Here is a 26,556-nt window from a genome sequence, read left to right as displayed (position 1 = left end):
TTGGAGGAAGGCAGCATGAAAGCGACCAATGCGGCGGTAATGAAAGAAAAAAACAAAAAGCTGGTTTTGGACTTAATTCGCGAACGGAATTTGTCCAGAGCAGAATTGTCGCAGCAAACGGGCTTAACCAAGCCAGCGCTTTCTACCATTGTGGACGAACTGCTAAAAGAAAACATTGTTTTAGAAGTGCCGCAAATTACAAACGAGGTGGGTCGGCGCCCAAAGAAGCTTTATTTAAACCGGGAATATTTATATTTTGCGGGCGTAAATATTACAAGAAACCATTTTGAGGCGGGCATCATCAATTTTTACGGCGAGGTTTTAGTTCAGAAAAGAGAAAAAATGAAAGAAAGCCTAACGGCAAACGAAGTTATAGAACAGGTATGCAGTATGATAGCCCGGGAAATTTCAGAACTGTCAATTCCCAAAAAAAAGCTGTTTGCAATCGGCGTTACCACCCCAGGGCCGGTTGATCGAAACAATACCACGGTTTTAGCTGCGCCGAACTTTAACCAGTGGCACTTTGTGAACATTGGTGCGCAGATAAAGCACCATTTTCACGTTCCTGTTTATTTAGAAAATGTTTCTAACGCATGGGCGGTTTGTGAAAAATATTTTGGAACGGCAAAAGAGGTTCCCAATTTTATGGTGGTGAAGATTGACGAGGGCATTGGCTCCGGCATTATATTGGGCGGCAGTCTGTATGAGGGATTAAACGAGCTTGGGCACACAACCATAAATTATAACGGAATTCTCTGTGAATGCGGCAACAGAGGATGCCTAGAAACCTATGCATCAATCCGTTCCATTTTAAAAAATACCCCCTACCAAACCTGGACGGAGGCTGTTGATGCAGAAGACACTGTCCTCATCGAAAAGGAAGCAGAATATTTAGTTCCTGCGCTGGTGAATGTCAGCAATTTGTTTTCTCTTGACATTATTGTGCTGGCTTCAGACATTGCTTACAAGTCGGAACAGTTGTTATCTATTTTAAATGCCCGTGTCCGCGAAAAGAGCCTGAACCAAAAGGTAAGCATCGTGAAAACAAAAATAACGTCTTCCATCCAGAGTGCCGCTGTGATTGCGCTGGACAAATTTTTTCATTTATGATTGACAAATGGAAAAAGATGTGCTACTATCAAATTAGTAAGACCAATTAACTAATTTTAAGGGGATGGTTTTTATAAAAATTTTTCAAAAGGGGTTTAACTATTCCCAGGACGGACCGGGAAACCGGCTTGTGTACCATATGCAGGGCTGTAATTTTCGGTGCAAGTGGTGCTCCAACCCGGAAAGCATGGAAAACGTTTGTAAAACCACTGTGAATTACAGTCCGGAGGAAATTGCTGACGAGGCGAAGCGGTGCAAAATGATGTTTTTCGACGGCGGTGGTGTAACCTTTACAGGCGGAGAGCCAACCGTGCAGTTTGAAGAGCTTTTTAATACGCTGCACCTTTTAAAGAAAAACGAGATTCACACCGCTATTGAAACCAACGGTTCCTGCGGCAGACTGACGGAGCTGCTTCAGTTTGTAGATTTTTTGATAATAGATGTAAAGCATGTTGATATGGAGCAGCACAAGCAATGGACGGGGGCAGACAACTTGCAAACGCTGAATAACATTGCGGAAATAACAAAAATTGGGCGGCAGGTGCTCATTAGAATTCCGCTCATTCATGGCTTTAACAGTGGAGCGCATAAAGAATTTGCTTCTTTTTTTAAAAATCTAGACACACAAAACGCAGCTTTTGAACTGTTGCCATATCATGAATATGGCAAGGATAAGTGGGAGCGTCCTTATGAAATTGAAAACGGATTTGTTTCCAAGCAGGAAATAGACAATTTTAAAGAGGAATTTTATAAAAACGGATTGAAACTGGTTATAACTTAAGGAGGGTTATTTGTTATGCTGCATAATCTTTATGAAAAAAATGAAATTACAGACAAAGCGAAAAAGCTGTTTGCCTATGAGCGCAGCAAAAAACGGCTGGACGGCTGGTTTATCGCCCAGGAAATTGCCTGCGGGGTTGACAAACAGTTTACAGGAGTTCCAGAGGAACTGAAAAAGGCTTATATTTTGCAGGAAATTGCAAAAAAAATTCCACTGGAGCTAAACGAGAACTGTATTTTTGCGGGAACGCAGGACGATGGTTTTGCCAGGAGCTATGCGCTGATTAACCCTTCTTTTAAGGTAGAGGAGTTCAGCGGATATTGCGACCCCACAGCAGTGTTCGGTGACATTGAGCCGAATGACGAATTTTCAAAAGACAGAATTGAAGCGGTGAGGAAACAATATGAAAACACCCCATATGTGCAGGAGCTGGGAAAGGTTTATAAATCTGCAGAGAATTACACCAAAGAGGTGGCGTTTTTCGTTGAACAGGTAACGGGCCACTTGATTCCTGATTTCCGGTTTGCGCTAAAGCATGGGTTGAACGAGATGATTCAAACGCTCAGTCAAAGGAACGGAACCGGATATCAGGCAATGGCGGAATCTTTAAAAACAGTCTTGATTTTGGCGCAGAGGTATCGTATAATTGTAAAAGAACAAATGAAAACGGCAGACATACATAGGAAAAATCAGCTTGCACACATAGCGGATACGTTAAAAAAAGTGCCGGAAAACGGTGCGGAAAACTTGTATGAGGCAATCCAGTTTTTTATTTTGCTTTGGCAGGTAATGTGTTTAGAGCAAACGCCCAATCCCTTTGCATTTTCCGTTGGCAATGCAGACCGGATTTTTGACGAATTCCGAGGCTGCATGGACAGAGAAGAAATGTCGGAGCTTTTCCGCCACTTTTTGGTGTTCTTTAATGTTGCCGACAGAAGCTGGGCCATTTCGCAAAATATCATTGTCAGCGGAAAAGACATTTGCGGAAACGATTTGACCAATGAGACCACCTATGCGCTTTTAGATGCATATTACGACATGAATTTGCCGCAGCCCATTTTGTCGGTAAAGCTGCATAAGAACACGCCGGATAAGCTGTACCGCGAGCTGGGCAGATTTTTCTTTTCTCCAGGCGTTCTGACGCCGTCGCTGTTTAACGACGATGCGCTGTTCGAGGTGCTTAAGGCAAGCGGGGTTGAAGACAGCGATTTGCCCGACATTGCGATTGCCGGCTGCCAGGAACCTCTTATTATGGGAAAAGACAACGGCAACACCACAAACAGCTGGCTGAACCTGCCAAAAATTTTAGAACTGACGTTAAATGGCGGTATATCTATTTTAACGGGTGAAAAAATAGCAGAGCTTAGCCCCTGTGATTTGCGAAGTGTAAGAGAGCTATTTTATAAAAACGTGGAATTTTTTGCAGAAAAAATGGTGGAAGCTGCAAACGGTGCGTCGCAAGCACTGTCAAATTTAAGAGTGCCGTTTTTATCCTGCTTTATGGGCGGGTTTGATAGCGGAATTGACCTGCGGGATACAAAGCAGCAGGGTACAAAATATAACGGTAGCGGGTGCTTAATTCACGGATTAACTGTTGTGGCAGACTGCTTTATTGCAATTGATAGCCTATTAAAAGAACGACCTGACGAGGCGGAAAACCTAATTCCAGCTTTAAAGAACAATTTCGAGGGATATCAATCGTTACATAGATTTTTGCTTTCCTGCCATAAATTTGGAAACAATTTAGAAGATGTTGATGATGAAGCGGCGGAGATTGCAGAGCGGATTGCGAACATTGTGTCATCGAAAAAGAACTATTTGGGCAACCCCTTCCGGCCGGACTTCAGCAGCCCGTCTACCCATCTTTTATATGGATATTGGGTTTCGGCAACGCCCGACGGAAGAAAGGCAAGGGAAATGCTGGGCTATGGCGTAGACCCGCTGTATGGGGAAGCCTGCAACGGGCTGGGCTTTCGTATGCTTTCTAACATGAAGCTGCCCTTTGAAAAAATGAATGGCGGATATGCTTCCCATTTGGGAATTGACCCGAAATATTTTAAAGCGGATACCTTGGAAGAAAAGGGAATGGAGTTTAAAAACAAGATTATAAATCCGCTGTTTTTTAACGAGCTGAATGAAGGGGCGGCACCGTTTTATCTCTATGTGAATGTAACAACGCCGGAAACATTGCGGAAGGTTTTGGAAAATCCGAAAAAGTATGCCCCCAGCGGCGTTTATATCATGCGTATTCACGGCACGTTTGTAAACTTTTTGGATTTGTCCCCGGCCATTCAGCAGGATATTATAAAGCGTTTGGACTTAAAGTCAACAGCAATTTAAGGGGGGAGCAGCTTGAAAGCAATTGGACTGGACATTGGAACCACCAGCATTTGCGGAATTTTGGCAGACATACACAGCGGCGCGGTGGAAAAATCAATCACCCTCCCCAACGACAGCGGATTGTCAAGCCCCAATGCTTGGGAAAAAATACAATCTCCGCAGCGAATTTTAGAAACAGTTCACATCATTCTTTCAAAGCTGATGTGCGACGGTGTAGTGAGCATTGGTGTGACGGGACAAATGCACGGAATTTTGTATGTGGATGCGGAGGGAAGCGCCGTGAGTCCCCTTTACACATGGCAGGACGGCCGGGGTGATTTGGCGTTTCAAAACACAACCTATGCCAGATTTTTAAACAGCGCAACTGGCTACGGGTTGGTGACAGACTTTTACAATGAAAAAAATGGTCTGATTCCTGAAACGGCGGAAAAATTCTGCACCATTCACGATTTTGTTGTAATGAAGCTTTGCGGCAACAAAGCGCCGGCTGTTCATGTTTCGGACGCCGCAAGCTTTGGTTTATATGATTTAAAAAACAATGCTTTTACAATTGAAAATGATAGGATTCCGGAAGTTGTTCATGGCGTTCAAACTGCTGGTTACTACAAAAATATTCCTGTTACCGTGGCAATTGGGGACAATCAGGCCAGCTTTATCGGCTCAGTGAAAGATCAAAATGCAGTTTTGGTTAATGTGGGAACTGGAAGCCAAATCTCCGTTCTGTCTGATGAAATTTACAGCGTAAGGGGCCTTGAAACCCGTCCGCTTTATGATGATAAATATATCTTAGTTGGATCGGCGCTTTGCGGCGGCAGGTCTTTTGCCGCTTTGGAATGCTTTTTCAGGGAGGTTGTCTTCCTTGCCACAAAAGAAAAATGCGCATCGCTCTATGGGCCGATGTTAGATGCAATTGATAATCTGAAAGAAACTGGACTCATATTTGACAACCGCTTTTGCGGAACCAGGGAAGAACCGGATTTAAGGGGGAGCATTCGAAACATATCCCTTGAAAACTTCACGCCGGAAAACTTTATTTTTGGCAGTTTATACGCCATATCTGATGAGCTTTTTCAAATGTATCAAAAAACAGGAAAAACGTGCGGTGCCCTTGTAGGCTCGGGGAATGGCATTCGGAAGAACAAAAAGCTTAGGCAGATGTTTGAAGCGGCATTTTCGTGCAAAATGAATATACCGAACCAGCAGGAGGAAGCTTCCTTTGGCGCAATGCTGTTTTCGCTGGCGGGCTCCAAGCTTTATGAAAGCATTGAGGAAGCGCAGAAAATCATTCAATATGAGGAGACGAGATAACATGTTTTATGACAAACCAATATTTTTTGAGCAAAACAGGGTGTACAGGGTATATACCGGCGGTAAATTGTTTGCCGGCTTTTTTGGCGACAACTCTGAGGACAGTTTTTATCCTGAGGAATGGGTTGCATCTCCGGTGAAAGCAATGAACAAAAATAGCAGCGGCCCAAAAGAAGGCGTTTCCAAACTGCTGGGGGAAGACCTGTATTTTGACGATGCGCTGAAAACCTATAAGCAGGAAATGCTTGGCAGCCGAAACGATTTGGGCTTTTTAGTGAAGGTGTTAGACAGCGGTATCAGGCTTCCTGTTCAGGCGCACCCAACAAAAGAATTTTCAAGAAAATATTTTCACTCTGAATATGGCAAAGCAGAAAGTTGGGTGATTTTAGGTCTCAGAGAAAATGCCAAGCTTTATTTTGGATTTCAAGACGGTGTTACCATTGAGGAATTTAAAGCGGCCGTTGAAAAATCTGAATATGACAAAGAGGCAATGGTTGGCCTGATTAGAGAAGTTAATGTAGAAAAAGGCGACGTTTTATTTATTCCGGCAGGCGCTGTTCATGCCATTGGCTACGGCTGCCTGATTTTAGAGGTGCAGGAGCCTACCGATTTTACCATTCAGCCCGAACGCTGGTGCGGCGACGTGAAACTTTCTGATTATGAAATGTATTTAGGAATTGACAAGGAAACTGCCTTTACATGCTTTGATTTTGAACATAAGGTGCAAGGCAAGGTGAAAGCGCAGGTTATTGAAAAAACGGAACAATTTCAATATGAATCTTTAATTGGGAAACAGCAGACAGATTGTTTCCGGGTAAACAGAATCAATGCAAGCGGGACCATTTCGTTAAAAGAACCTGCGTCGGTGTATGTTGTAACAGACGGAAACGGCGTTTTGTCCGGACAGGACTATGAAAGAAACCTGAAAAAGGGCGATTATTTCTTCCTGCCCTATAACGCCGCAGGCAAGTTCAGCCTTTCTGGAAATCCATCCATTGAAGTAATTGAGTGCTGTAAATGAACAAAGTGAAAAGGAGCGAGCCTAAGTGAACTATTTACCGCATATTTTAGGTTACATCGGCGTACTGTGCCTGGTGCTTTCCTTTCAGGTGAACGACAAGAAAAAAATTATGCTCATGCAGGCCATTGGCCGTGCGTTTTTCATCGGCCAGTATGTGCTGCTGGCGGCCTTTGAGGGTGCAGCACAAACCGCGGCATGTATGTTATGCGCCATTGTATTTATGAACCGGGACTGTTTGGAGCCCAAAAACCGCAAATGGCTGGTTTTGATTAACCTGTTTGCAGTGGTCTTTGGTGTTATTTGGTGGAAAAACTGGCTTGGACTGTTTGCAATGGTGGGGGCCGTTTTGCAAAATGTGGCGTTTGCAATGAAAAAACCAAAAGTTGTGCGGATATTAACGGCAATTTGTATTCCGTTTTGGTTTACTTATAATTTTTCAAGCCGATCCTACGCCAGCATGACAAGCGACTGCCTGACCTTTATTTCGGTAATGACAGGCATTGTGCGGTTTGACATTTTAAAACAGCCGGAGAAACCGAATAACCAAAGAGAGGGGATAGAAGCATGAATAAAGATATAAAAATTATACTGCCGCCGAAACTCTACATTTGTTCCAGCCGGGAAAACCAGACCATTCAGACGGACAGGGAAGAATTTAACATTTTCTTTGCCAACATCATTCAGCCGTATTCAGAGGATTTTGACGTTTTCGTAAACTGCGAATATGGAGAAAACCTGGGACATTGCTGGCACATTGACCAGTTACCGGACAGCGGAACGGTTTTTCCGCTGGAAATTAGGCTATATGACGCATATGGCGTATGTCTGGCAGAAAAGAAAACTATGGTTGAAACTGTGGCAAAACAGCGCAATGGTGAAGCTTTTCGCGTGCTTGCCGTCGGTGACTCTATGACGAGAAGTGCAAAATATCTTGCGCACTTGGCCACAAAGCTGTATGGCATTGAATTTGTGGGTTCGCGGTCGTTTGATAAAACAATTTATCACGAAGGCCGCGGCGGTTGGAGCTTTGAAAACTATTTTCACGGAACGCGGGAAAACGGCGATGTAACTTCACCGTTTTTATTTCCCAGAGATGTTTCAGGTAAGGACTATTTCGGCGATTTAGGATACCACAGGGACATTGCAGATGCACTTCACGACCCTTACCAGTTCGACGGATTTAAAGTGGAGCATCCGAAAGACGGGCAAATTGTTACGGATAAAAATGAAGCATTTCGGTTTGAACACGGGAAAATGACGCAGCTTGAGAAAAATGTTTCGTGGGAGTTTTCTTTTTCAAAGTATGTGGAACGGCAAGGTCTAAAAGACCTAAACGCTGTGACGATTTTGATGGGAGCAAACGATTTGCAGATTTGTCCCTATGAAGAGTCGGATAAACGCATTGCAAAGTTTATGGACAATATGGAGCGGTTTGTTCAGTCGGTAAGGGAATACAGCGCGGCGCTTCCAATTGTAATCAATTTGCCGGTTTTGGGAGCGGAGCAGCACGCCTGGGGAAAACAAATGGGCTGCAGGGGCACGCAGAAAATGTATCGTTTTAACATTCTGCGGGCAAACCAAAGGCTGATTAAAGTTTATGGAAACCGGGAAAATGAATTTATCTTTTTAAGTCCCATGTTTTTAAATCTCGACCCTGATTATGGCTTCCCGAAAGAAGGATATCGGGTAAATAAATATGCCAGTGATGTTGTGGAGTACCAGTCGAATTGGGTGCATCCGAATGACAATGGATATTGCCAGATGGGTGATGCGCTCGGCGGTGTGCTGGAAAAAATCAGGGGATTAAGCAGCACAAAAGGAGGATGAGAATGGATCATTGGAAGGTTGCTTATGCAGAGCACAATGCTTGCAAAAACTTGGACTTTATTACTATTGAACAAATAGAAAAAGCAGGGCTTCGCATAATTCCAGCCAGCGTGCCGGGAGAGCTGCAGCTTGATATGATGCGGCAGGGCATTATTGATGATTTGTTTTATTCGGACAATGCATTGACAGCACAGAGACTGGAAAACTTGCATGCATGGTATTATACCCGATTTGACACAAAAAAGGACATGCACCTTAAATTTTATGGGATAGACACCGTTGCGGATATTTATTTAAATGGGAAAATGGTTAAGTCTGTTTCCAACATGTTTTTAGAATATGAAATTTTTGAACCGCTGAAAGAAAAGGACAATGAGCTGATTGTTCACATTAAACCGGTATGCATTGAGGCCAGAAAGTTCGAATTGCCGGCTTCGTGCATCTCACTTGCGGCTTACAACTATCCGGCCTTTTATATGCGCAAGGCTGCGCACTCCTATGGCTGGGACATTATGCCGCGGATTGTGACCAGCGGAATTTGGAAACCGGTGGAGCTGGTGAAAACAAAGAAGAACCAAATTAAAAATGTCTTTTTATCTACAAGTTTAATCGACGGAACAGATGCCACGCTGACTTTTTATATCACTACTGAGGTTGAAGGTGATTTTATACAAGATTATTCTGTGCGCGTCACCGGCGTTTGCGAAGACAGCAGGTTTGAAGTAGAAAAGACATTGTATCACACCGACTACCGTTTTGAACTTTTTGTAGAAAACTGCAAACTGTGGTTTCCAAGATTTAAGGGAAAACCTAACCTCTATCGTGTGAAGGCAGAGCTTTTATTCAGAGGAGGGGAGCCGGTAGATTCCTATGAATTTAGAAGTGGAATCAGAACGGTAAAGTTAGAAAGAACAGACGTTGCAGGAATTAACGGCGAGTTTTGCTTTTGTATTAACGGCGTAAAAACATTTATTACCGGCACGAACTGGGTTCCGCTGGATGCTTTTCATTCACGGGACGAACAGCGGATGGAAAAAGCGCTAAAACTTCTATATGAGTCCGGCTGCAACATGGTTCGCTGCTGGGGCGGCAATGTGTATGAGCGTCGGGAATTGTTTGATTTTTGTGATGAAAACGGTATAATGGTTTGGCAGGATTTTGCAATGGGCTGCGCAATTTACCCTTTTGACACTACATTTGCGCAAAAAATGCTGGAAGAAGCAGAATTTATCATTAAGCGCTACAGAAACCATCCATCCTTAGTGCTTTGGGCGGGAGACAATGAATGTGACATGGCAATTGCAGAGTGGTCCAATGTAAAACTGAATCCGGACACAAATTGGATTACACGAAAGGTGTTAAAGCACGCCTTGGCACTTCACGATTGGTCACGGCCTTACCTTCCGTCATCACCATATATTTCAGAAACAGCTTTTAAACTTGGGAAAAGACCTTCTGAAGAGCATTTGTGGGGCCCGCGGGACTATTTTAAAAGCAACTATTATAGAAATTCAGAATGTCATTTTGCCAGTGAAACAGGCTATCATGGCTGCAATTCGCCGCAGTCAATGGAAAAGTTTTTGAAAAAGACTTGGCCATTTTTTGACGACAGCGGTGCAGTGCGGAAAGAATTACTTGTTCACGCCACCGCAATGGAAACGGTAGAAGATGCTCCGTACACTTACCGCATACGGCTGATGTATGACCAGGTGAAAACAATGTTTTTAAAGGAGCCTGACAACTTAAACGACCTTGCAAAAATGAGTCAAATTTCTCAGGCAGAGGCAGACAAGTTTTTAATTGAGCATTTTCGAATTCAAAAATGGAGAAAAACCGGGCTGATTTGGTGGAATTTAATTGACGGCTGGCCGCAATTTTCCGACGCGGTTGTGGATTATTATTTTGAAAAAAAGCTTGCGTTCCACTTTATTAAGCGGGCTCAAAATCCTGTTTTGCTTATGTTTGACGAGCCGGACGGAGCCAATCTTCCGCTTTACGCGGCAAACGACTATTTAGATGATAAAGAAGTATCCTTCCGCATTACAAATATTACGGAAGGTCAATTGGTTTTAGAAGGAAGGGTAAATGTCCGTGCCAATTCAACACAGAAGGTCACAGACATTTTATGGAAGGACCAGTTATTTTATCTGATAGAATTTACTGTTGACGGAAAAACGTATAAAAATCACTATTATACGGGCCTTTTAAATATTTCGTTTGAGAATTATCTGCGGGATTTAAAGAAAAGTGGATTAGACGATTTTACGTTTTAAAACAGCATGGCAAGTGTGCCTAAGGTGATGCACAAAAGTCCAATTCCCGATTTAACCGTCAGTTTTTCACCAAAAACAATTCTGGAAAAAGCTACGGTGATTAAAATGCTGAGCTTGTCGATCGGAACAACCACACTGGCAAGCCCGTCGTGCAGGGCCTTGTAATAGCAGAGCCACGAGGCTCCGGTGGCCAGGCCGGAAAGGCAGATGAACAGAAGCTCGCCCTTTGGAATGTTTTTTACCTGACCGTGTTTTCCGGTTGTGAAAACCACAATCCAGGACATGATAAGAACCACCACAGTCCGAATAGCCGTTCCAAGGTTCGACTCCACGTTTTCAATTCCGATTTTGACTAAAATAGCTGTCAGGCTGGCAAACAGGGCGGAAAGAAATGCATAAACAAGCCATGCTTTTCCCTCTGGGGGTTCCCCGTTTGCTGCTTTGGTATTTTTTTGAATCATAAGGTAAGTGCCGGCGCCGATTGCTACCGCGCCGGTTATTTTCATTGTGTCGGCCTTTTCGCCTAAAATAATAAACGCTAGAATAATGGTCAGAACGGTGCTGGATTTATCAATAGAAACAACCTTGTTCACATCCCCAATTTGCAGGGCGCGGAAATAACAGAGCCAGGAGGCGCCTGTGGCAACTCCGGACAAGATTAAAAAGGTCAGCGACTTTGCGCTGATGGAAGACAATGTTCCCTGCGAACCCACCACAAACACCATAATCCAGGCAAACAGCAAAACAACAATTGTCCGAATTGCCGTGGCAACGTTTGAGTCTGTTTGTTTAATGCCGCATTTTGCCAGGATTGACGTAATACCGGCAAATAAAGCAGAACCAAAGGCATATAAAATCCACATGGAACCTGTCTCCTTTCTTTTTATTTCATCTCATTTACCAAATCGAAAAGTTCTTCATAGGACTTGGCTGAAAAAGCCTGCACCTTTAACTTGGCAGAGTGGGGAAGCCCTTTTACATACCATGCAAAGTGCTTTCGCATTTCCGGAACACCTACGCGCTCAGGTTTTGTTTCTCGCATCAATTCAATATGGCGCTGCATTGCGCGTTGCCTTTCAAACAAGGTTGGTTCGGAGTATGTTTCTCCTGCCAGCGTTTTTTTTATGCACTGAAAAATAAACGGGTTGCCCAAAGCGCCCCGTCCTACCATAATACTGTCGCAGCCGGTTTTGTCAAGCATGTTTTTCGCACTTGCGCCGTCTGTGATGTCGCCGTTGCCGATTACGGGAACGGAAACCGCCTCTTTTACTCGCTTTATAATTTCTAAATTCGCAGTCCCGCTGTAAAACTGTTCTTTTGTACGCCCATGTATGGCAATAGCCGAAACGCCGGAACACTCCATCACCTTGGCAAAGGAAACGGCGTTTTGGCTGTCCGTGTCCCAGCCTGCGCGGAATTTTACGCTGACAGGAACAGAAACAGCCTGAACGACTGTTTCTGCAATTTTTCCTGCTAATATTTCGTTTTGCATCAGCGCGCACCCGTCACCGTTTTTCACAATTTTCGGAGCAGGGCAGCCCATGTTAATATCAAGATAAGAAACGCCCATGCCCTCCAGTGTTTTTGCGCTTTCGGCCATAATTTCAGGGTCGTTTCCAAATAACTGCACAATCAGCGGCGCTTCGGTTTGGTTCGTCTTTAAAAGCGCGGCGGTTTTTTTGTCCTTATAATGAAGGCCTCGGGAACTGATCATTTCAGAAACCACCAAATCCGCTCCGCATTCTTTGCAAATGGTGCGAAACGCCAAATCCGTAACGCCGGCCATGGGTGCTAACATTACTTTGTTTTTATAAAACTCATTCATTTTTAGTGCGATGCTGTAATTTCGTTCCAGATTTCGAGATATTTCTGATTGATGTTGCCTTCGCTTTGCAGCATTTCGCTTCTTTCTAAAACATCGTTGTCCGGGTAAAGGCCTTTGTTGTTTTTCACTTCGTCCGGAAGCTGGTCGCGGCCTTGTGTGTTCGTAATGCCATAGCAGGTTTCCTGCGCGTTTCTTGCCGCAATGTCAGGCCGCTGCATAAAGTTGATAAACGCCTCTGCGCCGTCTTTGTTCTCAGCAGATTTCGGAACAACCATTGCGTCAACGCAATAAATTGTGCCGTTGTTGGGAATGGCATATTTTAAAGAGTCCTTTTCCTCCATGGCCTTTCCTGCTTCGCCGGAATACACCAGGCCAAGATAGCCCTCGCCGGAAATAATTTTGTCTTTTACTTCATCTGTTACATAACCCAAAATTAAGGGGCGCTGTTTTAACAGTTCCTCTTTTGCCTGGGCAAGCTCGCTGTCGTTTTCAGTATTCACAGAAAAGCCTAACTTTTTCAGCGTCATACCCATGGTGTCGCGCACACTGTCTAACATGAATATCTTGCCGGAATACTTTTCGTTCCACATGATGGACATATCGTCAACTTCATCCGTCACCTTGTCGCCGTCGTAGAGAATCCCCACGGTGGACCACATGTAGGGAACGGAATACTGGTCGTTTTCGTCGTAATACGGCGATTTAAAGGTTTCGTCAATATACTGGTAGTTGGGAATGTTGTCATAATTCAATGGCTGAATTAAATCCTCTTTTACCAGCTTGTCTATCATATAGTCAGAGGGAACCAGCACATCATAGGAGGTTGTTTTTATTTTCGTATACATATCCTCATTAGAAGCGAACTCGCTGTAAACCACTTTATAACCCGTTTCTTTTTCAAATTCTTCAATAACGCCCTCGGCAATGTATTCTGCAGCATTATAAACCTTCACAACCTTCTTGGGGTCGCCGCCGCAGCCGCTGAAAACCGCTGAACAAAGTGTAACCGCTAAAACCAATGCAATAATTTTTTTCATCTTAAAACCTCTTTCTTTCAATATTGTTATATTATGCTTTTGCAGCATTTTTATTAGTTCTGGCATTAATAATAATTAAAAGCACTAAAATCACCGCAAACATCAGCGCCGAAAGTGCGTTAATTGATGGGCTTACGCCTTTTTTTGCCGCGTTATAAATTAATATGGACAAGTTTTCCACACCCGGACCTGTGGTAAAATAGCTGACGATAAAATCGTCGATAGACAGCGTAAATGCCATAAGCAGGCCATTTATCACACCGGGCATAATTTCCGGCAGGGTGACTTTTACAGTTGCTAAGGCCGGCGTTGCGCCCAAATCAAGAGCAGCCTCATAGGTGCCTGCGTTCACCTGTTTTAGCTTTGGCATGACCGACAAAATGACATATGGAATACAAAAGGACATGTGTGCCAAAATCAGCGTAAACCGCCCGGTTGGCAGCTTGCCAATGTAAAACAGAAGCATTAACGAAATGCCTGTTACAATGTCCGGATTTAAAACGGGCAGCATGGTTACATTCATCACCGTGCTTTTCTGCCACTTTTTCAGTCCGTCAATTCCAATTGCCGCCGCTGTTCCAATGATAGTGGAAAGAATTGAGGCGATCACCGCAACAAAAATTGTGTTATAGAGGGCGTCCATAATTTGTCTGTTGTGAAACAGCTCAATATACCATTTCAGCGAAAAACCAGTCCAAACACGGTATTTCGACTCGTTAAAGGAGTAAATCATTAAAATGATGATGGGCGCATAAAGAAATATGAAAACCAGGTAAAGATAAAGCTTTGACAGTTTGTCTTTCATAGCATCATACCCCCCTGACTTTCCTTTTCAGAATCCGGCATGAAGAGTAAGCTCACCAAAATCATCACCATTAAAATTAGCGACATGGTAGAACCAAAATTCCAGTCTCCGCCCACGCCAAACTGTTTTTCAATCACATTGCCCAAAAGGTTCACGTTGTTGCCGCTTAAAATGCTCGAAATGGCAAAGGTAGTAATGGCGGGAACAAACACCATGGTAATTCCTGAGGATATGCCGGGAATGCTTAATGGAAAAATAACCTTTCGAAACACGTTCACTTTTCCTGCGCCTAAATCCTCTGCGGCCTCAATGATGGAGTAATCCATTTTTGACACTACCGAATGAATGGGCAAAATCATAAACGGAAGAAAATTATACACCATACCAAAAATCACAGCGCCCTTGCCATACAAAAACTGAATATAGCCGTCTTGTTCAATTACGCCGATGAACCGAAGAAACTGATTAATGAGCCCTTCATTTTCCAACAGTGTCAGCCAGGAATATGTTCTGAGCAATAAATTCATCCACATGGGAATTACGATTAACAGCATCATCACACTTTTATGTTTTAAGTTTTTTGAGGTTAAAATCAGCGCAGCGGGGTAGCCGATAATCAGACAGATGAATGTGCTGATTGCGGCGTATAGAACCGACCGTCCTAACACACCCAGGTACACAGGCGTAAAAAACCGTTTAAAGTTGGCAAAGGAAATGTTAAGCGATCCGTCAGGCCCCTGAACCGTAATGCCATAAACAAGCACGACGATTAAAGGAACAACGATAAAAATCAGCGCCCAAACGATGTATGGATAGCTATACCAACGTCTGTTCATTCTTCCGCCACCTTCCTCATGATATGAATATCATTGGGATAAAGGTCTAAAAACACCGTGCTGCCTTCAGGCTCCATGGCTGTGGAGTGCACAATCCAGTCAAAATTTTCAGCGCGGATATGCATTTCGTAGTGAACGCCCTTAAACACCACAGACTGGACAGTTCCTTTTATCCTGCCGTTTTCCTTATCAAATTTAATGTCTTCCGGGCGGATTACCACGTCTACCAGTTCATTTTCGTCAAATCCACTGTCTAGGCAAACAAAGTCCTGACCGGCAAACTGCACCAAAAGGTCTTTTTTCATAATGCCGTCTATAATGTTACTTTCGCCAATAAAACCGGCGACAAATGCATTTTTTGGCTCGTTGTAAATATCCACAGGCGTACCCTTTTGCTGAATTTGGCCGTCGTTCATCACGATGATTTCGTCGGACATGGTTAGAGCTTCCTCCTGGTCGTGGGTGACATAAATAAACGTAATGCCCAGCTTGGTCTGAATTTTTTTCAGCTCTAACTGCATTTCCTGCCGGAGCTTTAAGTCAAGCGCGCCTAAAGGCTCGTCCAAAAGCAATACCTCAGGCTCGTTTACCAGTGCTCGGGCAATGGCAATGCGCTGTTGCTGCCCGCCGGAAAGGGACGAAATATTTCTGTTTTCAAAGCCCTTTAAGTTTACAAGCTTTAAAACGTCGCTGACCTTTTCTTTCATAATTTTTTTATCTACTTTTTTTATCGACAAACCAAAAGCCACATTATCAAACACGTTCATATGCGGAAAAAGAGCATATTTTTGAAAAACAGTGTTCAGCCGCCTTTTATAAGGGGGAAGACTGGTAATGTCTTCTCCGTCGAACAAAATCCGGCCGCTGTCCGGCAATTCAAAACCGCCGATTAAGCGCAGGGTAGTGGTTTTACCGCACCCGCTGGGGCCTAATATTGTGACGAACTCGTGCCGCGCAATTTCAACACTGAAATTTTCAAGAATATCCTCTTCACCAAAGCTTTTAGAAATATTTTCAAGTTTAATAATAGCGTTGGACATTTATCACCCTCCCATACTGTTAAAAAAATGCCGGACGCACATCGTTCTTATGCGTCCGACACCCCACATTTTAAAGCTATACGATAACCGTATATTAAAAAATGAAATATTTAATTCTAAACGTATTATAGCATAAAGTTCCAGAAAAAGAAACACTTTTTTTAAATTTAGTCAATATAAATAAAAATGTCTGGTATAATGTTGGGAAAATTATTACTTATGTCAATAACTTTGCTTAAATACTGCCGAATTTCAGGAGAATACCATAAAAAAATATATTTTTGTCGTATTCTTATGGACAAATTGCCGGAATTTTGGTATAATAAATACAATATGTAATTTTTAGTTGAGGCACGATACTTGCCCGCGGTAAGTGCCAAAATCTAATTTTTGCGGACAGAAAGGTATTGATACAATCATGAACGAAAGAGTGCATGAAATGACGCATCCCCTTATCCTGCATAAGATTTCCATGATAAGGGACGAAAAGACCACGGTAAAAGATTTTCGGGAATTGGTGTATGAAATATCCCTGCTGATGGGGTACGAGTCCACCAGAGACCTTGATATGATTGAGCAAACAGTGAATACACCAATTGCGGAAACTACCGGAAAGTTTATTGCAAAGCAGGTTGCTCTTGTGCCAATCCTCCGGGCGGGTTTAGGAATGGTGGACGCGCTTATGAGCATTATTCCTGCGGCAAAGGTGGGGCATGTCGGCCTTTACCGCGACCATGAAACATTAGAGCCAAAAGAATATTACTGCAAGCTGCCGCCTGACATTGATAAACGACAGGTCATTGTGTTAGACCCTATGCTTGCCACCGGGGGCAGCTCTATTGCTGCGATTGATTTTATCAAGCAGCGCGGCGCGAAACGGATTAAGCTCATGTGCATTATTGGCGCGCCCGAAGGGGTAGAGGCGGTGATGAACGCACATCCGGACATTGAGCTTTTTGTAGGTACAATTGATGAAAAGCTGAACGAAAAAGGTTACATCGTTCCGGGGCTGGGCGACGCAGGTGACAGGTTGTTTGGAACAATTTAAAGATAGGAGATAGGTTTATGAATATTGAGGTTTTAAGAAAAGACATGGTTGCAGCAATGAAAGCAAAAGACAAGGCAACCAAAGATGCAATTTCCTCGCTGATTGCTGCGGTAAAAAAAGTTGCAATTGACGAAGGCGTGAGAGATGACATTCCAGAAGAACTGGTAGACAGGGTTATATTAAAAGAGTTAAAATCCATTAAAGAGCAAATCGATACCTGCCCGCCGGAGCGCGATGAACTTAAGGCCGAATATACGGCGGCATATGAAGTGGTTGAAAAATATGCGCCGAAGCAGCTTAGTGAAGATGAAATTAAAGAAATCATTAGCACAAAATTTGCAGATGTTTTGGCTGGAAAAAACAAGGGCCTCATTATGAAGGCCGTTATGGCGGAACTAAAGGGTAAAGCAGACGGTAAAGTTATCAGCGCAGTTGTTGCAGAACTGTGCAAATAAAACAAATAAAAACACAGCCGGCTAATTTGCCGGCTGTGTTTTTATTTAAGCATTTTCAGGTTCAAAATCCGAATCTGGTTCTATCGTCTTCGTTTCTTCCGTTTCGTCGTTTGTCGTTTCATCCATATGAAACAGCTGAACAAATTCATCGCCGTTAATTTTTTCCTTTTCAAACAGAGCGCCTGCAACGTTGTGCAGCTTTGCCATGTTTTCTGTTAAAATATCGGTACAGCGTTTATAAGAATCTTCGATAATTCTGCGAACCTCGCCGTCAATTTCAGCCGCAACCTCTTCGCTGTAGTCTCTGGAGTGGGAATAACTCATTCCTAAGAAAACTTCATCATTGTCCGAACGGAACGAAATTGGGCCAAGCCGTTCACTCATGCCATATTTTGTAACCATATCACGGGCAATTTTACTTGCACGCTCAATGTCGTTGGAAGCGCCTGTTGAAATATCGTCTAAAACAAGCTTCTCCGCAACGCGGCCGCCTAAGAGGCTTACAATATTGTCCAGCATATCTTCTTTAGAAACGTAGTTTTTATCTTCCTTCGGCAGAGACAGCGTATATCCGCCGGCGCGTCCGCGCTGGATAATGGAAACTTCGTGAACCGGGTCGCAGTGGGGCAGAACATGGTGGATAATTGCATGGCCGGCCTCGTGGTAGGAGACGAGCTTCTTTTCTTTGTCAGAAACCACTTTCGAGCGCTTTTCAGGCCCTGCAATTACTTTAATCACAGAGTCTTCAATATCTTTCATATTTATTTTCTTCTGACCTTTTTTAGCTGCCAGCAGAGCTGCCTCGTTCATCAGGTTTTCAAGGTCAGCACCGGTAAAGCCGGAGGTGGTTTTCGCCAAAACAGATAAATCCACATCGCTGGCCAAAGGTTTTGCGCGGGAATGAACTTTTAAAATTTCTTCCCTTCCCTTAGCGTCCGGCGTGTTAACTACTACCTGACGGTCGAATCTGCCGGGACGAAGCAGGGCGGGGTCTAAAATATCCGGCCTGTTGGTTGCAGCAATTATGATAATGCCTTCATTTGCGCCAAATCCGTCCATCTCAACCAAAAGCTGGTTTAAGGTCTGTTCGCGTTCGTCATGCCCGCCGCCGAGACCGGCACCTCTGTGACGACCAACAGCATCAATCTCATCAATAAAAATAATACTGGGCGAATTCTTCTTTGCCTGTTCAAACAAATCGCGAACGCGGGACGCGCCAACACCCACAAACATTTCAACAAAATCGGAGCCGCTGATGCTGAAAAACGGCACCTTTGCTTCGCCGGCAACAGCTTTTGCAAGCAACGTTTTACCGGTTCCGGGAGGGCCGACAAGCAAAATTCCTTTCGGGATGCGTGCGCCAAGTTCTATAAATTTAGAGGAATCCCGCAGAAAATCTACAATTTCCTCAAGTTCTTCTTTTTCTTCATCTGCACCGGCAACGTCTTTAAAAGTCACATGGGTTTCGCTGCCTTGGGTCATTTTAGCGGTACTCTTGCCAAAGGACATTGCCTTGCCGCCGCCCTGAGCCTGCCGCATAAAGAAGAACCAAAAGGCAATAAAAATGCCCACAGTGAGCAGGGTAGGCAAAAACGACACCCACCAGGGGAATTCTTCCGGTGCGGGAGTGTCGAGCTTTAAGCTTCCGCTGTCTAACTGTTTCTGTATTTCCTCCCCGGCGTTTTCATATAAAATTCCAATAGAAGGAATGCTGGCAATCCGCTTGTTGGAGTCGCCCACGGGGTTTTGTTCTTTTAATGCAATGGTTACCTTTCTGTCCTCGATTACCATTTCTGTAATCTGTTCAGATTTAATATAGTTTAATAAATCAGAGTATAGAATTTGTTTGATACCGGGACGGTAATTTAAAACACTGAAAATCAGCAGAACAATAGCGAGCAGAACCACATAGAACCAAATTCCACTGAAATTTCGTTTGTTATATTTTTTCAAAAATTTTCACTCCTAAAAACCATAAATTCATCTTAGTCTATCATATTATCTTATAAAATACAATCACTAATTCAAAATATTCATTTAATGTTAACGATTTTCATAGACCTCAGACTTTAAAATTCCTATGTATGGCAGTTCGCGGTAACGCTCTGCATAATCAAGCCCATAGCCCACAACAAACTCGTCGGGAATGGTAAAGCCGGTAAAATCGGCTTTAATGTCCCGCTCCCGGCGGGAGGGCTTATCTAACAAACAGCACAGCTTTAGGCTTTTGGGGTTTTGCTTAGACAGGTGCGCAAACAGGTTAAAAAGCGTGTTGCCCGAGTCTAAAATATCTTCCACAACTAAAACATTCTTACCCTCAACCGAGGTACTTAAATCTTTAGTGATTTTCAGTGTGCCGGAAGAATGAGTGCTGCTGCCATAGCTTGAGGCGCATATAAAATCAAACATAACGGGGAAACTGACGCATCTTGCCAGGTCGACAAAAAAAGGCAGGCTGCCTTTTAAAACCCCGACGAACAACACTTCCTCGCCTTCATAAACTGCATCAAGTTCCTTCGCCATTTCAGTAATTTTGACTTTAATATCCTCTGCACTGAAATATATTTTGCTTATGTCCTTATTCATGATTTTTCTCCTTAAGATAACTGATTTTTATATACGCATCGCCTGGTGCAGCGCGGAAGGCGGGATTGTCACGAATTCCGCAAACCCAGACGATTTCGTCACCCAAAAGCAGTATTGGAATTTCATCCCTTAAAAACGAGGGAACTTTTTCGTCAATCAACAGTTTTTTTATAGTTTTATGGCCAAACCCCAGCGAAATGCTATCGCCGGGCAGGCGGTTTCTAACTGTAAAGCATATGTCTTTACACATGGATTTCTTGATATAAATAACATTTTTCTCGTGTGCAAAATCTCCGGAGCCTTCTGAAAACAAAAGTTTATTTCCGGTTTCAGATATGATCATTTCCTCTAAACCTTTGTTTTCATAATAAAACTGCGTTTTTGCATTTGCTGTAACAAAATAGAGCCGGTCATACAGCTTGTAAACAGTGAGAAGTGCGCTTACGCTTAGCGAGGTACAATTTCCCAAAACTACGTTTTCATATATGAACCGCACCGTTTTGCCAGATGCCTCTGCTTTTGTCTGTTCCGATATCGCGGTCCGAATCAGGCATTTTACCACATAGCTGTCTTCCTGCAAAAGTGCAGGCAAATCAAAATAAATGCCGTAGCTTTGCCAGTTTGCAAGCTTTAAAAAAGCACTGTCAGCCTGCTTTTTTAAAAAATGGCTGGCCTCGCGGTAAAGTAAAATGTTTTCACTAAGAGTTTCCACAAAATTTTTGTTATAGTTTCTTATAACATCCGGAAGAAAGTGATGCCGGATACGGTTTCTTAAATAATCGTCAGAAAGATTAGAACTGTCGGTAATATAGGAAATGCCGTTTTCTTTTAAATATGTTTCAATATCCTGCCGAGAAGTGTTTAAAAGCGGCCTAATAACAGAAAAATTGTTTTTAATTGGTATTCCTGCAAGACCGTTAATCCCCGTTCCGCGCAAAAAACGCATGCAAACCGTTTCTGCATTGTCGTTTTTATTGTGGGCAGTTGCAATTTTGTCAATGGAATATTTTGTTTTTAAACGCAGAAAAAAATCGTATCTTGCCTTCCGGCCCGCCTCTTCGCAGGTCATTTTATTACAATTTGCCATGTGTGCTACGTCAACACGTTCGCAGTAAAAGGGAATGTTAAGCCGTGCACACAAGCTGCGCACAAATTCTTCATCTCTGTCCGCCTCGCTGCCGCGGAGCATATGGTTTAAATGGGCAACCGACAGGGTAAGATTCAATTCATCTTTCAGCGCACACAAAACATGCAGCAGACAAACAGAATCTGCACCGCCTGAAACCGCAACCAGAACAGAGTCTTTGGGGGAGAGCAGGCCGTTTCGCAATATTGTATTTTTTATGCAATTCATAAACTCATTTTTCATATGTTTTTAATGCTGGTTGTCAAGGTTCATAAATTTCGTATATTGACCAGCCCAGACCATTTTAATGTTTCCCGTTGAACCGTTACGGTGCTTTGCAATGATACATTCCGCAATATTTTTTTGTTCCGTGTCGGGGTTATAAATTTCGTCCCGGTATAAAAACAAAACAATATCTGCGTCCTGCTCAATGGCGCCAGACTCACGAAGGTCGCTCAGCTTTGGTCTATGGTCGTCTTTGCGCTGATCCGGCGCACGGGAAAGCTGGGAAAGGGTTACAATTGGCACATTTAGTTCCTTTGCCAATATTTTTAAGGAACGGGACATATCGGAAACTTCCTGCTGCCTGCTTTCCGACCGGGAGCCGGACATGAGCTGCAAATAGTCAATCACAATCAATCCTAAACCCTTTTCCGCCTTTAACCTGCGGCACCTTGCACGGATATCCGACACGGTGATGTTTGTGGAGTCACTGATGTAAATCGGCGCATTTCCTAAAGTGTTTAACGATACCGCAATTTTTTCCCAGTCGTCGTCTTCCAGTTCACCACTGCGCAGATGGTTGCTGTCAATGAGCATTTCGGAACTGATTAGCCTTGAAACCAGCTGAACACCGGACATTTCCAAACTGAAAATAGCCACAGGAACATTTCCCCGAATAGCTGCGTGGGACGCAACATTTAGAGCAAAGCTGGTTTTTCCCATTCCGGGCCGGGCGGCAATTAAAATAAGGTCAGACTTCTGCAGCCCATGAAGTTCTTTGTCCAGCCCCTCAAAGCCTGTTGGAGCGCCGGTGAGCTTACCCTTGTTTTGATACATATCCGTAAGGTTGTCGTGTGTTTGCAGAAGCAAATCGCGAATGTGAACCATGCCGCGCTGGCTGTTATCTTCCAGCGCATCGAAAATCAGTTTGCCGGCGTTATCCGCCACTTCCTGGGAGGAGCCGCCTGCGTTGTAACTTTTGTCAATAATGTCGTTTGCGGTATGTATTAATTTTCGTCTTAAGGATTTTTCGCACACAATATCTATATGCTGAACGATGTTTGCTGTTGTCGGCAATGTTGTGGCAAGATAGGAAATATATTGAATTCCGCCTACCGCTTCCAACACACCGCCTGCGGTGAGTTCCTCAGAAACCGTTACCAAATCGATTGGAGTATTGCGGTTAAACAACGCCTGCATTGCGGAAAATATTTTTTTGTTGGCTTCAATGTAAAAATCGTCTGCACTCAAACGCTCAAAAGCAGCAGTTACGCAATCGCGGTCAATCAACATGGAGCCGAGCACAGACTGTTCCGCTTCTTTGTTGTGCGGCAGGGGAGTTTGTATGAAATTATCGTTTTGCACATCCATTTGCGGGCAGCCCTTTCCTTTGTGTTTTAAAGCGGTAAAACCTCAACCGTTATCTTTGCGGCAATATTGGCATAAACCTTTATCACAACTTCCGTGCTGCCAAGGGTTTTAATACTGTCCGGCAGCACAACCTTTTTTTTGTCGATCTCAACGTGAAGCTGCATCTTAATTTGTTCGGCAATGTCTTTTGCTGTGATGGAGCCAAACAGCTTTCCGTTGTCTCCCGCCTTTATCTGGAATTTTATCTTAGAGCCTTCCAACTTTTCGGCCAGCTGCTTTGCATGGAGTTCCTCCTGGTTTTTATGAAACTGCTCAGAACTTTTTCTGTTTTCCAGTTCATTTATGGTTGTTTTATCAGCCAGAACGGCAAGGCCTTTTGGAATCAAATAGTTTTTCGCATATCCATCTGATGCGTTTACCAAATCTCCTTTTTTTCCGTGCCCCTTAACATCGGCCTGTAAAATTACTTTCATGCGTAATTCGCCCCTTTCATACGTTGTAAGTTTAGTTGGTTGATTCTAAATAATATTCGTCAATCGCAGCAAGCAGCTGCTGTTTCGCCTCCTCAGCAGAAGTCCCGGGAAGCTGTGCGCCGGCAATGGTTAAGTGTCCGCCGCCGCCGAGCTTTTCCAAAATTACCTGAACATTAATTCCGCCCAAAGACCTTCCGCTGATGGCGACGCCGTCGTTTGAATTAAAAATAACAAAAGACGCGATAATACCCTTAATATTGAGCAGTTCATCAGCTGCCTGGGCGGCGATGATGTGGGTGGACTCGTCTGATTTTGGCGCAATGCTCACTGCAATGTTATCTCTGATAATCGTAGAGTTTCTGATAATGTCGGACCGCTTAACATAAGACTGCAAATCCTGCTGAAACATGGTTTTCACAGCCACAGTATCAACGCCCTGACGCCTTAAAAATGAAGCGGCTTCAAAGGTGCGGACGCCGGTTTTAAACGTAAAGTTCTTCGTATCTACAACAATTCCGGAATAGAGAGCCTCGGCCTCTAATTTTGTTAACGACATTTTGTTCGTTGTATACTGCAAAATCTCTGTAACCATTTCGCAGGCAGAGGAGGCGTAGGGCTCGTGGTAGACCAATGCGGTGTGTTCAATAAAATCTGCGCTTCTTCTGTGGTGGTCTACAATGACAATTTGTTTTGTTGGCTTCAGCAGGGCAGGCGCTTCTAAAAGGGAAGTTTTGTGGGTGTCTACCACAACAATCAGCGTGTTCTGATTGATTCTTGCCGCCGCCTGTGATGCGGTGATAATCAAACCGTCATATTCTTCGCTGTTTTCCAAACGCGTTATCATATTCGCCACGGTTTTGTCGTAGGTTTCCATACAAATGTTAATGGGCTTGTTGTGAATGCGGCAAATCCGGTAAATTCCAAATGCGGCGCCAAAACCGTCCACATCGGCGTTTTTGTGGGTCAGCACAATAACGTTCTCAGCGTTGTTTACAAGGCCGGAAAGGGCAAAGCTTACGACGCGCGCCTTCACCCGGGTGCTTTTTTCGTGTTCTTTTGTTGAGCCACCGTAAAAGCGGAACTGTTCGTTATCCTTCATTACAACCTGGTCGCCGCCGCGGCCTAAGGCCATATTAATGGCATTTTTAGCAAACGTGTCGTTTTCAGACAGCGTCTGGCCGTTTAAGCCGATTCCAATACTGACGGTTGCGGGAATGGTATTTTTTTCGCTGATGGAACGAATTTTGTTTAAAATTTCGAATTTGTTCTTAATAAACTGTTCCAAGTGGCGGTATTCAAAAATAATAAAATATTTGTCTTTTTCATATTTAATAAGCATACCGCTGTGCTCAGCTGTCCAGTCGTTAATTTCCTTATAAATCTGTGCCTGAAGCTGCGGAACGTAGGCCGAAGGGGTAGATTCCATCAGCTCGTCATAGTTATCCACAAAAACCAGGCATTCAAAAGTTTTTTCACTGATATATTTCTTTTGGATTTCCGCTTCTTTTGTAATGTCCTCCAAATAAAGCAGGGTCATGGGCTTGTTTTCTTCTGATGCTTGTGGTGTGTTGCCGATTGCTTTAAACACCTTGTCGCCAGACTTCAATTCACAAATAAACCCATTATTTTCGTCGTCTGCGCGGAGCAGTCCTTTATTAAACTCTGGAAACAGGTCCAAAACAGAACATTCACTTAGGTGCCTGCCCGGAAAAATATCCCGGAATTCGGTGTTATACCACCGGATTGCACCCTCTGCGTCTAAAAGTGCAATGGGCAGAGGGAACGACAGCAGAGCATTGCTGCTGGTGTCGCCGGCGTCCATGGTCACCTTTTCTATCATGGCGTTTAAACGCTTGCGGGAGATTTTTTTTAAAATAAAATTTAAAATAAGTGAAATAACCGCAAGGGACAGCTGAATAACGCCGATCCAGAAATCGCTGAAAATTAAAACCACGCCTAAAACGGCAAAGGCTAAAATATACACCTCGCCGGTCAGGTAAAGCTTTTCTATCTTATTATTGTTTTTCATAACGACTCAACTCCTAAGGAAGCTAACGAATGATTTTTTTTCTGTGCCGGAAGTCAAAACAGCCGTCCAGCGCGCCGCAAATGGCGAGTGCTAAAAAGGGAAGCCCCATTAAAACAAAAGCCGACAAAGAAATGCCAACTAAAACGAGCTTGCGCACGCCGGACTTTTCGATCCTATTTTTTAATTTATATTCAAGAAAAGACAGTCCCAAAACAAAAAAGACAAAGGTCATAACAGTAACCATGTTCAGCAGAGTGTCTGACAGAAAATTGCCGGCAGGCACCACAAAATAAAATGCCAGCAGAACAAAGTAGGTTATGCTGATCACTTTGTCCCCTCTCCAATCAGAAAACGATGCGAACATTGATAGGTCCGATTTTCTAATTTTTAAAATCCGTTTAAACAAATAATAACTAAGAAGCGCAAAGCAAATACACGCAATTACGATAAAGCTGGGCGTAAACCGCAGCAGGGTGGAGGTCAGCTCGGACACAACATTGTTTATCTCCGTGCCCGAAAGCTGGGAACCATACATTGCAGTTAAAGACTCTTTATAAACCTGCCCTACGGAGGCAATCGCCTCTTCAAAAATGTTTTGCCCCGGCGATGCCATGCCCGCCAGTTTTATATTAACCGCTATGTTCAATACATATACAGAGGTAAAAATACTGAGCAGCTTGAAAACAGACAGCTTCACATTATAACAAATTCCCAGCGTCAGACCACACAAAATCAAGGGAAGGGAAGTTATCAGTGCACCTGACAGACTCTTTTGAAACAAAACATAAACGGCGCAAATAACAAACGCCTGGAACGCCACAAAGCCAAAATGGAACCGCGTGGCGGAATAGCCAAGCAGTGCAGTCACGGCAGCGGCGCACAAAATAGACAGCGCAGCGGCCGGAAGCAATGTGAGCAATGTAAAAACAACTGTTATTAAAACAGCCAGAAAAAATTCCTTTAATTTGTTAGAAGGCAATTCTTTTCCTCCTTATACTCATATATTATTTTACATTTTATCACATTATTTTTAAAATATCAAG

At 43.5% G+C, this 26,556-nt stretch carries 23 protein-coding genes; 10 read left to right on the top strand and 13 right to left on the bottom strand.

Annotation, left to right across the window (positions count from 1 at the left end; all coding sequences use genetic code 11):
• Positions 1-15: 15 nt before the first annotated feature.
• The 8 genes from H8698_RS05845 to H8698_RS05810 all read left to right on the top strand — a co-directional run bounded on the left by H8698_RS05845 (position 16) and on the right by H8698_RS05810 (position 10,660).
• Positions 16-1,110, top strand: a complete 1,095-nt coding sequence (locus H8698_RS05845) for an ROK family transcriptional regulator (protein WP_249311680.1) — start codon at positions 16-18, stop codon at positions 1,108-1,110.
• A 64-nt stretch (positions 1,111-1,174) separates the two neighbouring features.
• Positions 1,175-1,891 (top strand): radical SAM protein, encoded by a 717-nt coding sequence (locus H8698_RS05840; protein WP_283245405.1) that lies wholly within the window; start codon positions 1,175-1,177, stop codon positions 1,889-1,891.
• A 15-nt stretch (positions 1,892-1,906) separates the two neighbouring features.
• Positions 1,907-4,231: a pyruvate formate lyase family protein gene (locus H8698_RS05835; RefSeq protein WP_249311679.1), complete on the top strand. Its 2,325-nt coding sequence runs from the start codon at positions 1,907-1,909 to the stop codon at positions 4,229-4,231.
• Between the two features lie 12 nt (positions 4,232-4,243).
• Positions 4,244-5,539 carry a sedoheptulokinase gene (locus H8698_RS05830; RefSeq protein WP_249311678.1) on the top strand — a complete coding sequence of 432 codons (1,296 nt, stop codon included), beginning with the start codon at positions 4,244-4,246 and terminating at the stop codon, positions 5,537-5,539.
• Position 5,540: 1 nt separating this feature from the next.
• Complete coding sequence (locus tag H8698_RS05825; protein ID WP_249311677.1) at positions 5,541-6,560, top strand: class I mannose-6-phosphate isomerase; 1,020 nt, start codon at positions 5,541-5,543, stop codon at positions 6,558-6,560.
• A 25-nt stretch (positions 6,561-6,585) separates the two neighbouring features.
• The gene (locus H8698_RS05820; protein WP_249311676.1) at positions 6,586-7,128 is read left to right on the top strand and encodes a YgjV family protein; all 543 of its coding nucleotides are present in this window, start codon (positions 6,586-6,588) and stop codon (positions 7,126-7,128) included.
• Positions 7,125-8,387, top strand: coding sequence for an SGNH/GDSL hydrolase family protein (locus H8698_RS05815; RefSeq protein ID WP_249311675.1), 1,263 nt, complete (start codon positions 7,125-7,127; stop codon positions 8,385-8,387). Before H8698_RS05820 ends, H8698_RS05815 begins: the two co-directional genes overlap by 4 nt.
• A 2-nt stretch (positions 8,388-8,389) precedes the next feature.
• Complete coding sequence (locus H8698_RS05810; protein WP_249311674.1) at positions 8,390-10,660, top strand: glycoside hydrolase family 2 protein; 2,271 nt, start codon at positions 8,390-8,392, stop codon at positions 10,658-10,660.
• Here H8698_RS05810 and H8698_RS05805 read toward each other — a convergent pair.
• The 6 genes from H8698_RS05805 to potA are packed head-to-tail and all read right to left on the bottom strand — an operon-like array spanning position 10,657 to position 16,203.
• Positions 10,657-11,523, bottom strand: a complete 867-nt coding sequence (locus H8698_RS05805; RefSeq protein ID WP_249311673.1) for an EamA family transporter — start codon at positions 11,521-11,523, stop codon at positions 10,657-10,659. The genes H8698_RS05810 and H8698_RS05805 overlap by 4 nt on opposite strands.
• A gap of 20 nt (positions 11,524-11,543) precedes the next feature.
• Positions 11,544-12,485 carry a tRNA dihydrouridine synthase DusB gene (dusB, locus tag H8698_RS05800; RefSeq protein ID WP_249311672.1) on the bottom strand — a complete coding sequence of 314 codons (942 nt, stop codon included), beginning with the start codon at positions 12,483-12,485 and terminating at the stop codon, positions 11,544-11,546.
• Positions 12,486-12,487: 2 nt separating this feature from the next.
• Positions 12,488-13,522: an ABC transporter substrate-binding protein gene (locus H8698_RS05795; protein WP_249311671.1), complete on the bottom strand. Its 1,035-nt coding sequence runs from the start codon at positions 13,520-13,522 to the stop codon at positions 12,488-12,490.
• 31 nt (positions 13,523-13,553) lie between these two features.
• Positions 13,554-14,327, bottom strand: coding sequence for an ABC transporter permease (locus tag H8698_RS05790; RefSeq protein WP_249311670.1), 774 nt, complete (start codon positions 14,325-14,327; stop codon positions 13,554-13,556).
• Positions 14,324-15,163 carry an ABC transporter permease gene (locus H8698_RS05785; RefSeq protein ID WP_249311669.1) on the bottom strand — a complete coding sequence of 280 codons (840 nt, stop codon included), beginning with the start codon at positions 15,161-15,163 and terminating at the stop codon, positions 14,324-14,326. Before H8698_RS05785 ends, H8698_RS05790 begins: the two co-directional genes overlap by 4 nt.
• On the bottom strand, positions 15,160-16,203 hold the full coding sequence (gene potA, locus H8698_RS05780) for a spermidine/putrescine ABC transporter ATP-binding protein (RefSeq protein ID WP_249311668.1): 1,044 nt from the start codon (positions 16,201-16,203) through the stop codon (positions 15,160-15,162). Before potA ends, H8698_RS05785 begins: the two co-directional genes overlap by 4 nt.
• 418 nt (positions 16,204-16,621) lie before the next feature.
• Between potA and upp the strand changes: the two genes are divergently transcribed.
• Together upp and H8698_RS05770 are read left to right on the top strand one after the other, a co-directional pair.
• Positions 16,622-17,251, top strand: a complete 630-nt coding sequence (upp, locus tag H8698_RS05775) for a uracil phosphoribosyltransferase (protein ID WP_249311667.1) — start codon at positions 16,622-16,624, stop codon at positions 17,249-17,251.
• Between the two features lie 17 nt (positions 17,252-17,268).
• Positions 17,269-17,706 carry a GatB/YqeY domain-containing protein gene (locus H8698_RS05770; protein WP_249311666.1) on the top strand — a complete coding sequence of 146 codons (438 nt, stop codon included), beginning with the start codon at positions 17,269-17,271 and terminating at the stop codon, positions 17,704-17,706.
• A gap of 45 nt (positions 17,707-17,751) precedes the next feature.
• Here H8698_RS05770 and ftsH read toward each other — a convergent pair whose 3' ends face one another.
• From ftsH to H8698_RS05735, 7 genes are all read right to left on the bottom strand, one after another.
• On the bottom strand, positions 17,752-19,659 hold the full coding sequence (ftsH, locus tag H8698_RS05765; RefSeq protein WP_249311665.1) for an ATP-dependent zinc metalloprotease FtsH: 1,908 nt from the start codon (positions 19,657-19,659) through the stop codon (positions 17,752-17,754).
• A gap of 90 nt (positions 19,660-19,749) precedes the next feature.
• On the bottom strand, positions 19,750-20,292 hold the full coding sequence (gene hpt / locus H8698_RS05760; protein ID WP_249311664.1) for a hypoxanthine phosphoribosyltransferase: 543 nt from the start codon (positions 20,290-20,292) through the stop codon (positions 19,750-19,752).
• Positions 20,285-21,646: a tRNA lysidine(34) synthetase TilS gene (gene tilS, locus H8698_RS05755; protein WP_249311663.1), complete on the bottom strand. Its 1,362-nt coding sequence runs from the start codon at positions 21,644-21,646 to the stop codon at positions 20,285-20,287. The genes hpt and tilS overlap by 8 nt, the downstream gene beginning before the upstream one ends.
• A 21-nt stretch (positions 21,647-21,667) precedes the next feature.
• Positions 21,668-23,011, bottom strand: a complete 1,344-nt coding sequence (gene dnaB, locus H8698_RS05750; protein WP_249311662.1) for a replicative DNA helicase — start codon at positions 23,009-23,011, stop codon at positions 21,668-21,670.
• 26 nt (positions 23,012-23,037) lie between these two features.
• Positions 23,038-23,484 (bottom strand): 50S ribosomal protein L9, encoded by a 447-nt coding sequence (gene rplI / locus H8698_RS05745; RefSeq protein ID WP_177680090.1) that lies wholly within the window; start codon positions 23,482-23,484, stop codon positions 23,038-23,040.
• Between the two features lie 31 nt (positions 23,485-23,515).
• Positions 23,516-25,513, bottom strand: coding sequence for a DHH family phosphoesterase (locus tag H8698_RS05740; RefSeq protein ID WP_249311661.1), 1,998 nt, complete (start codon positions 25,511-25,513; stop codon positions 23,516-23,518).
• Positions 25,514-25,535: 22 nt separating this feature from the next.
• Positions 25,536-26,492, bottom strand: coding sequence for a DUF2232 domain-containing protein (locus tag H8698_RS05735; RefSeq protein ID WP_249311660.1), 957 nt, complete (start codon positions 26,490-26,492; stop codon positions 25,536-25,538).
• Positions 26,493-26,556: the final 64 nt, after the last annotated feature.

The organism is Congzhengia minquanensis, from assembly GCF_014384785.1.
Lineage (GTDB): Bacteria > Bacillota > Clostridia > UBA1381 > UBA9506 > Congzhengia > Congzhengia minquanensis.
This window is presented reverse-complemented; position numbering and strand designations above follow the sequence as displayed.

Excerpts from the sequence above, each read along its gene's own strand:
- H8698_RS05845 (WP_249311680.1), top strand. The coding sequence starts at position 16 with ATGAAAGCGACCAATGCGGCGGTAATGAAAGAAAAAAACAAAAAGCTG.
- H8698_RS05840 (WP_283245405.1), top strand. The coding sequence starts at position 1,175 with ATGGTTTTTATAAAAATTTTTCAAAAGGGGTTTAACTATTCCCAGGAC.
- H8698_RS05835 (WP_249311679.1), top strand. The coding sequence starts at position 1,907 with ATGCTGCATAATCTTTATGAAAAAAATGAAATTACAGACAAAGCGAAA.
- H8698_RS05825 (WP_249311677.1), top strand. The coding sequence starts at position 5,541 with ATGTTTTATGACAAACCAATATTTTTTGAGCAAAACAGGGTGTACAGG.
- H8698_RS05815 (WP_249311675.1), top strand. The coding sequence starts at position 7,125 with ATGAATAAAGATATAAAAATTATACTGCCGCCGAAACTCTACATTTGT.
- H8698_RS05810 (WP_249311674.1), top strand. The coding sequence starts at position 8,390 with ATGGATCATTGGAAGGTTGCTTATGCAGAGCACAATGCTTGCAAAAAC.
- H8698_RS05805 (WP_249311673.1), bottom strand. The coding sequence starts at position 11,523 with ATGTGGATTTTATATGCCTTTGGTTCTGCTTTATTTGCCGGTATTACG.
- dusB (WP_249311672.1), bottom strand. The coding sequence starts at position 12,485 with ATGAATGAGTTTTATAAAAACAAAGTAATGTTAGCACCCATGGCCGGC.
- H8698_RS05795 (WP_249311671.1), bottom strand. The coding sequence starts at position 13,522 with ATGAAAAAAATTATTGCATTGGTTTTAGCGGTTACACTTTGTTCAGCG.
- H8698_RS05790 (WP_249311670.1), bottom strand. The coding sequence starts at position 14,327 with ATGAAAGACAAACTGTCAAAGCTTTATCTTTACCTGGTTTTCATATTT.
- H8698_RS05785 (WP_249311669.1), bottom strand. The coding sequence starts at position 15,163 with ATGAACAGACGTTGGTATAGCTATCCATACATCGTTTGGGCGCTGATT.
- potA (WP_249311668.1), bottom strand. The coding sequence starts at position 16,203 with ATGTCCAACGCTATTATTAAACTTGAAAATATTTCTAAAAGCTTTGGT.
- upp (WP_249311667.1), top strand. The coding sequence starts at position 16,622 with ATGAACGAAAGAGTGCATGAAATGACGCATCCCCTTATCCTGCATAAG.
- H8698_RS05770 (WP_249311666.1), top strand. The coding sequence starts at position 17,269 with ATGAATATTGAGGTTTTAAGAAAAGACATGGTTGCAGCAATGAAAGCA.
- hpt (WP_249311664.1), bottom strand. The coding sequence starts at position 20,292 with ATGAATAAGGACATAAGCAAAATATATTTCAGTGCAGAGGATATTAAA.
- tilS (WP_249311663.1), bottom strand. The coding sequence starts at position 21,646 with ATGAATTGCATAAAAAATACAATATTGCGAAACGGCCTGCTCTCCCCC.
- dnaB (WP_249311662.1), bottom strand. The coding sequence starts at position 23,011 with ATGGATGTGCAAAACGATAATTTCATACAAACTCCCCTGCCGCACAAC.
- rplI (WP_177680090.1), bottom strand. The coding sequence starts at position 23,484 with ATGAAAGTAATTTTACAGGCCGATGTTAAGGGGCACGGAAAAAAAGGA.
- H8698_RS05740 (WP_249311661.1), bottom strand. The coding sequence starts at position 25,513 with ATGAAAAACAATAATAAGATAGAAAAGCTTTACCTGACCGGCGAGGTG.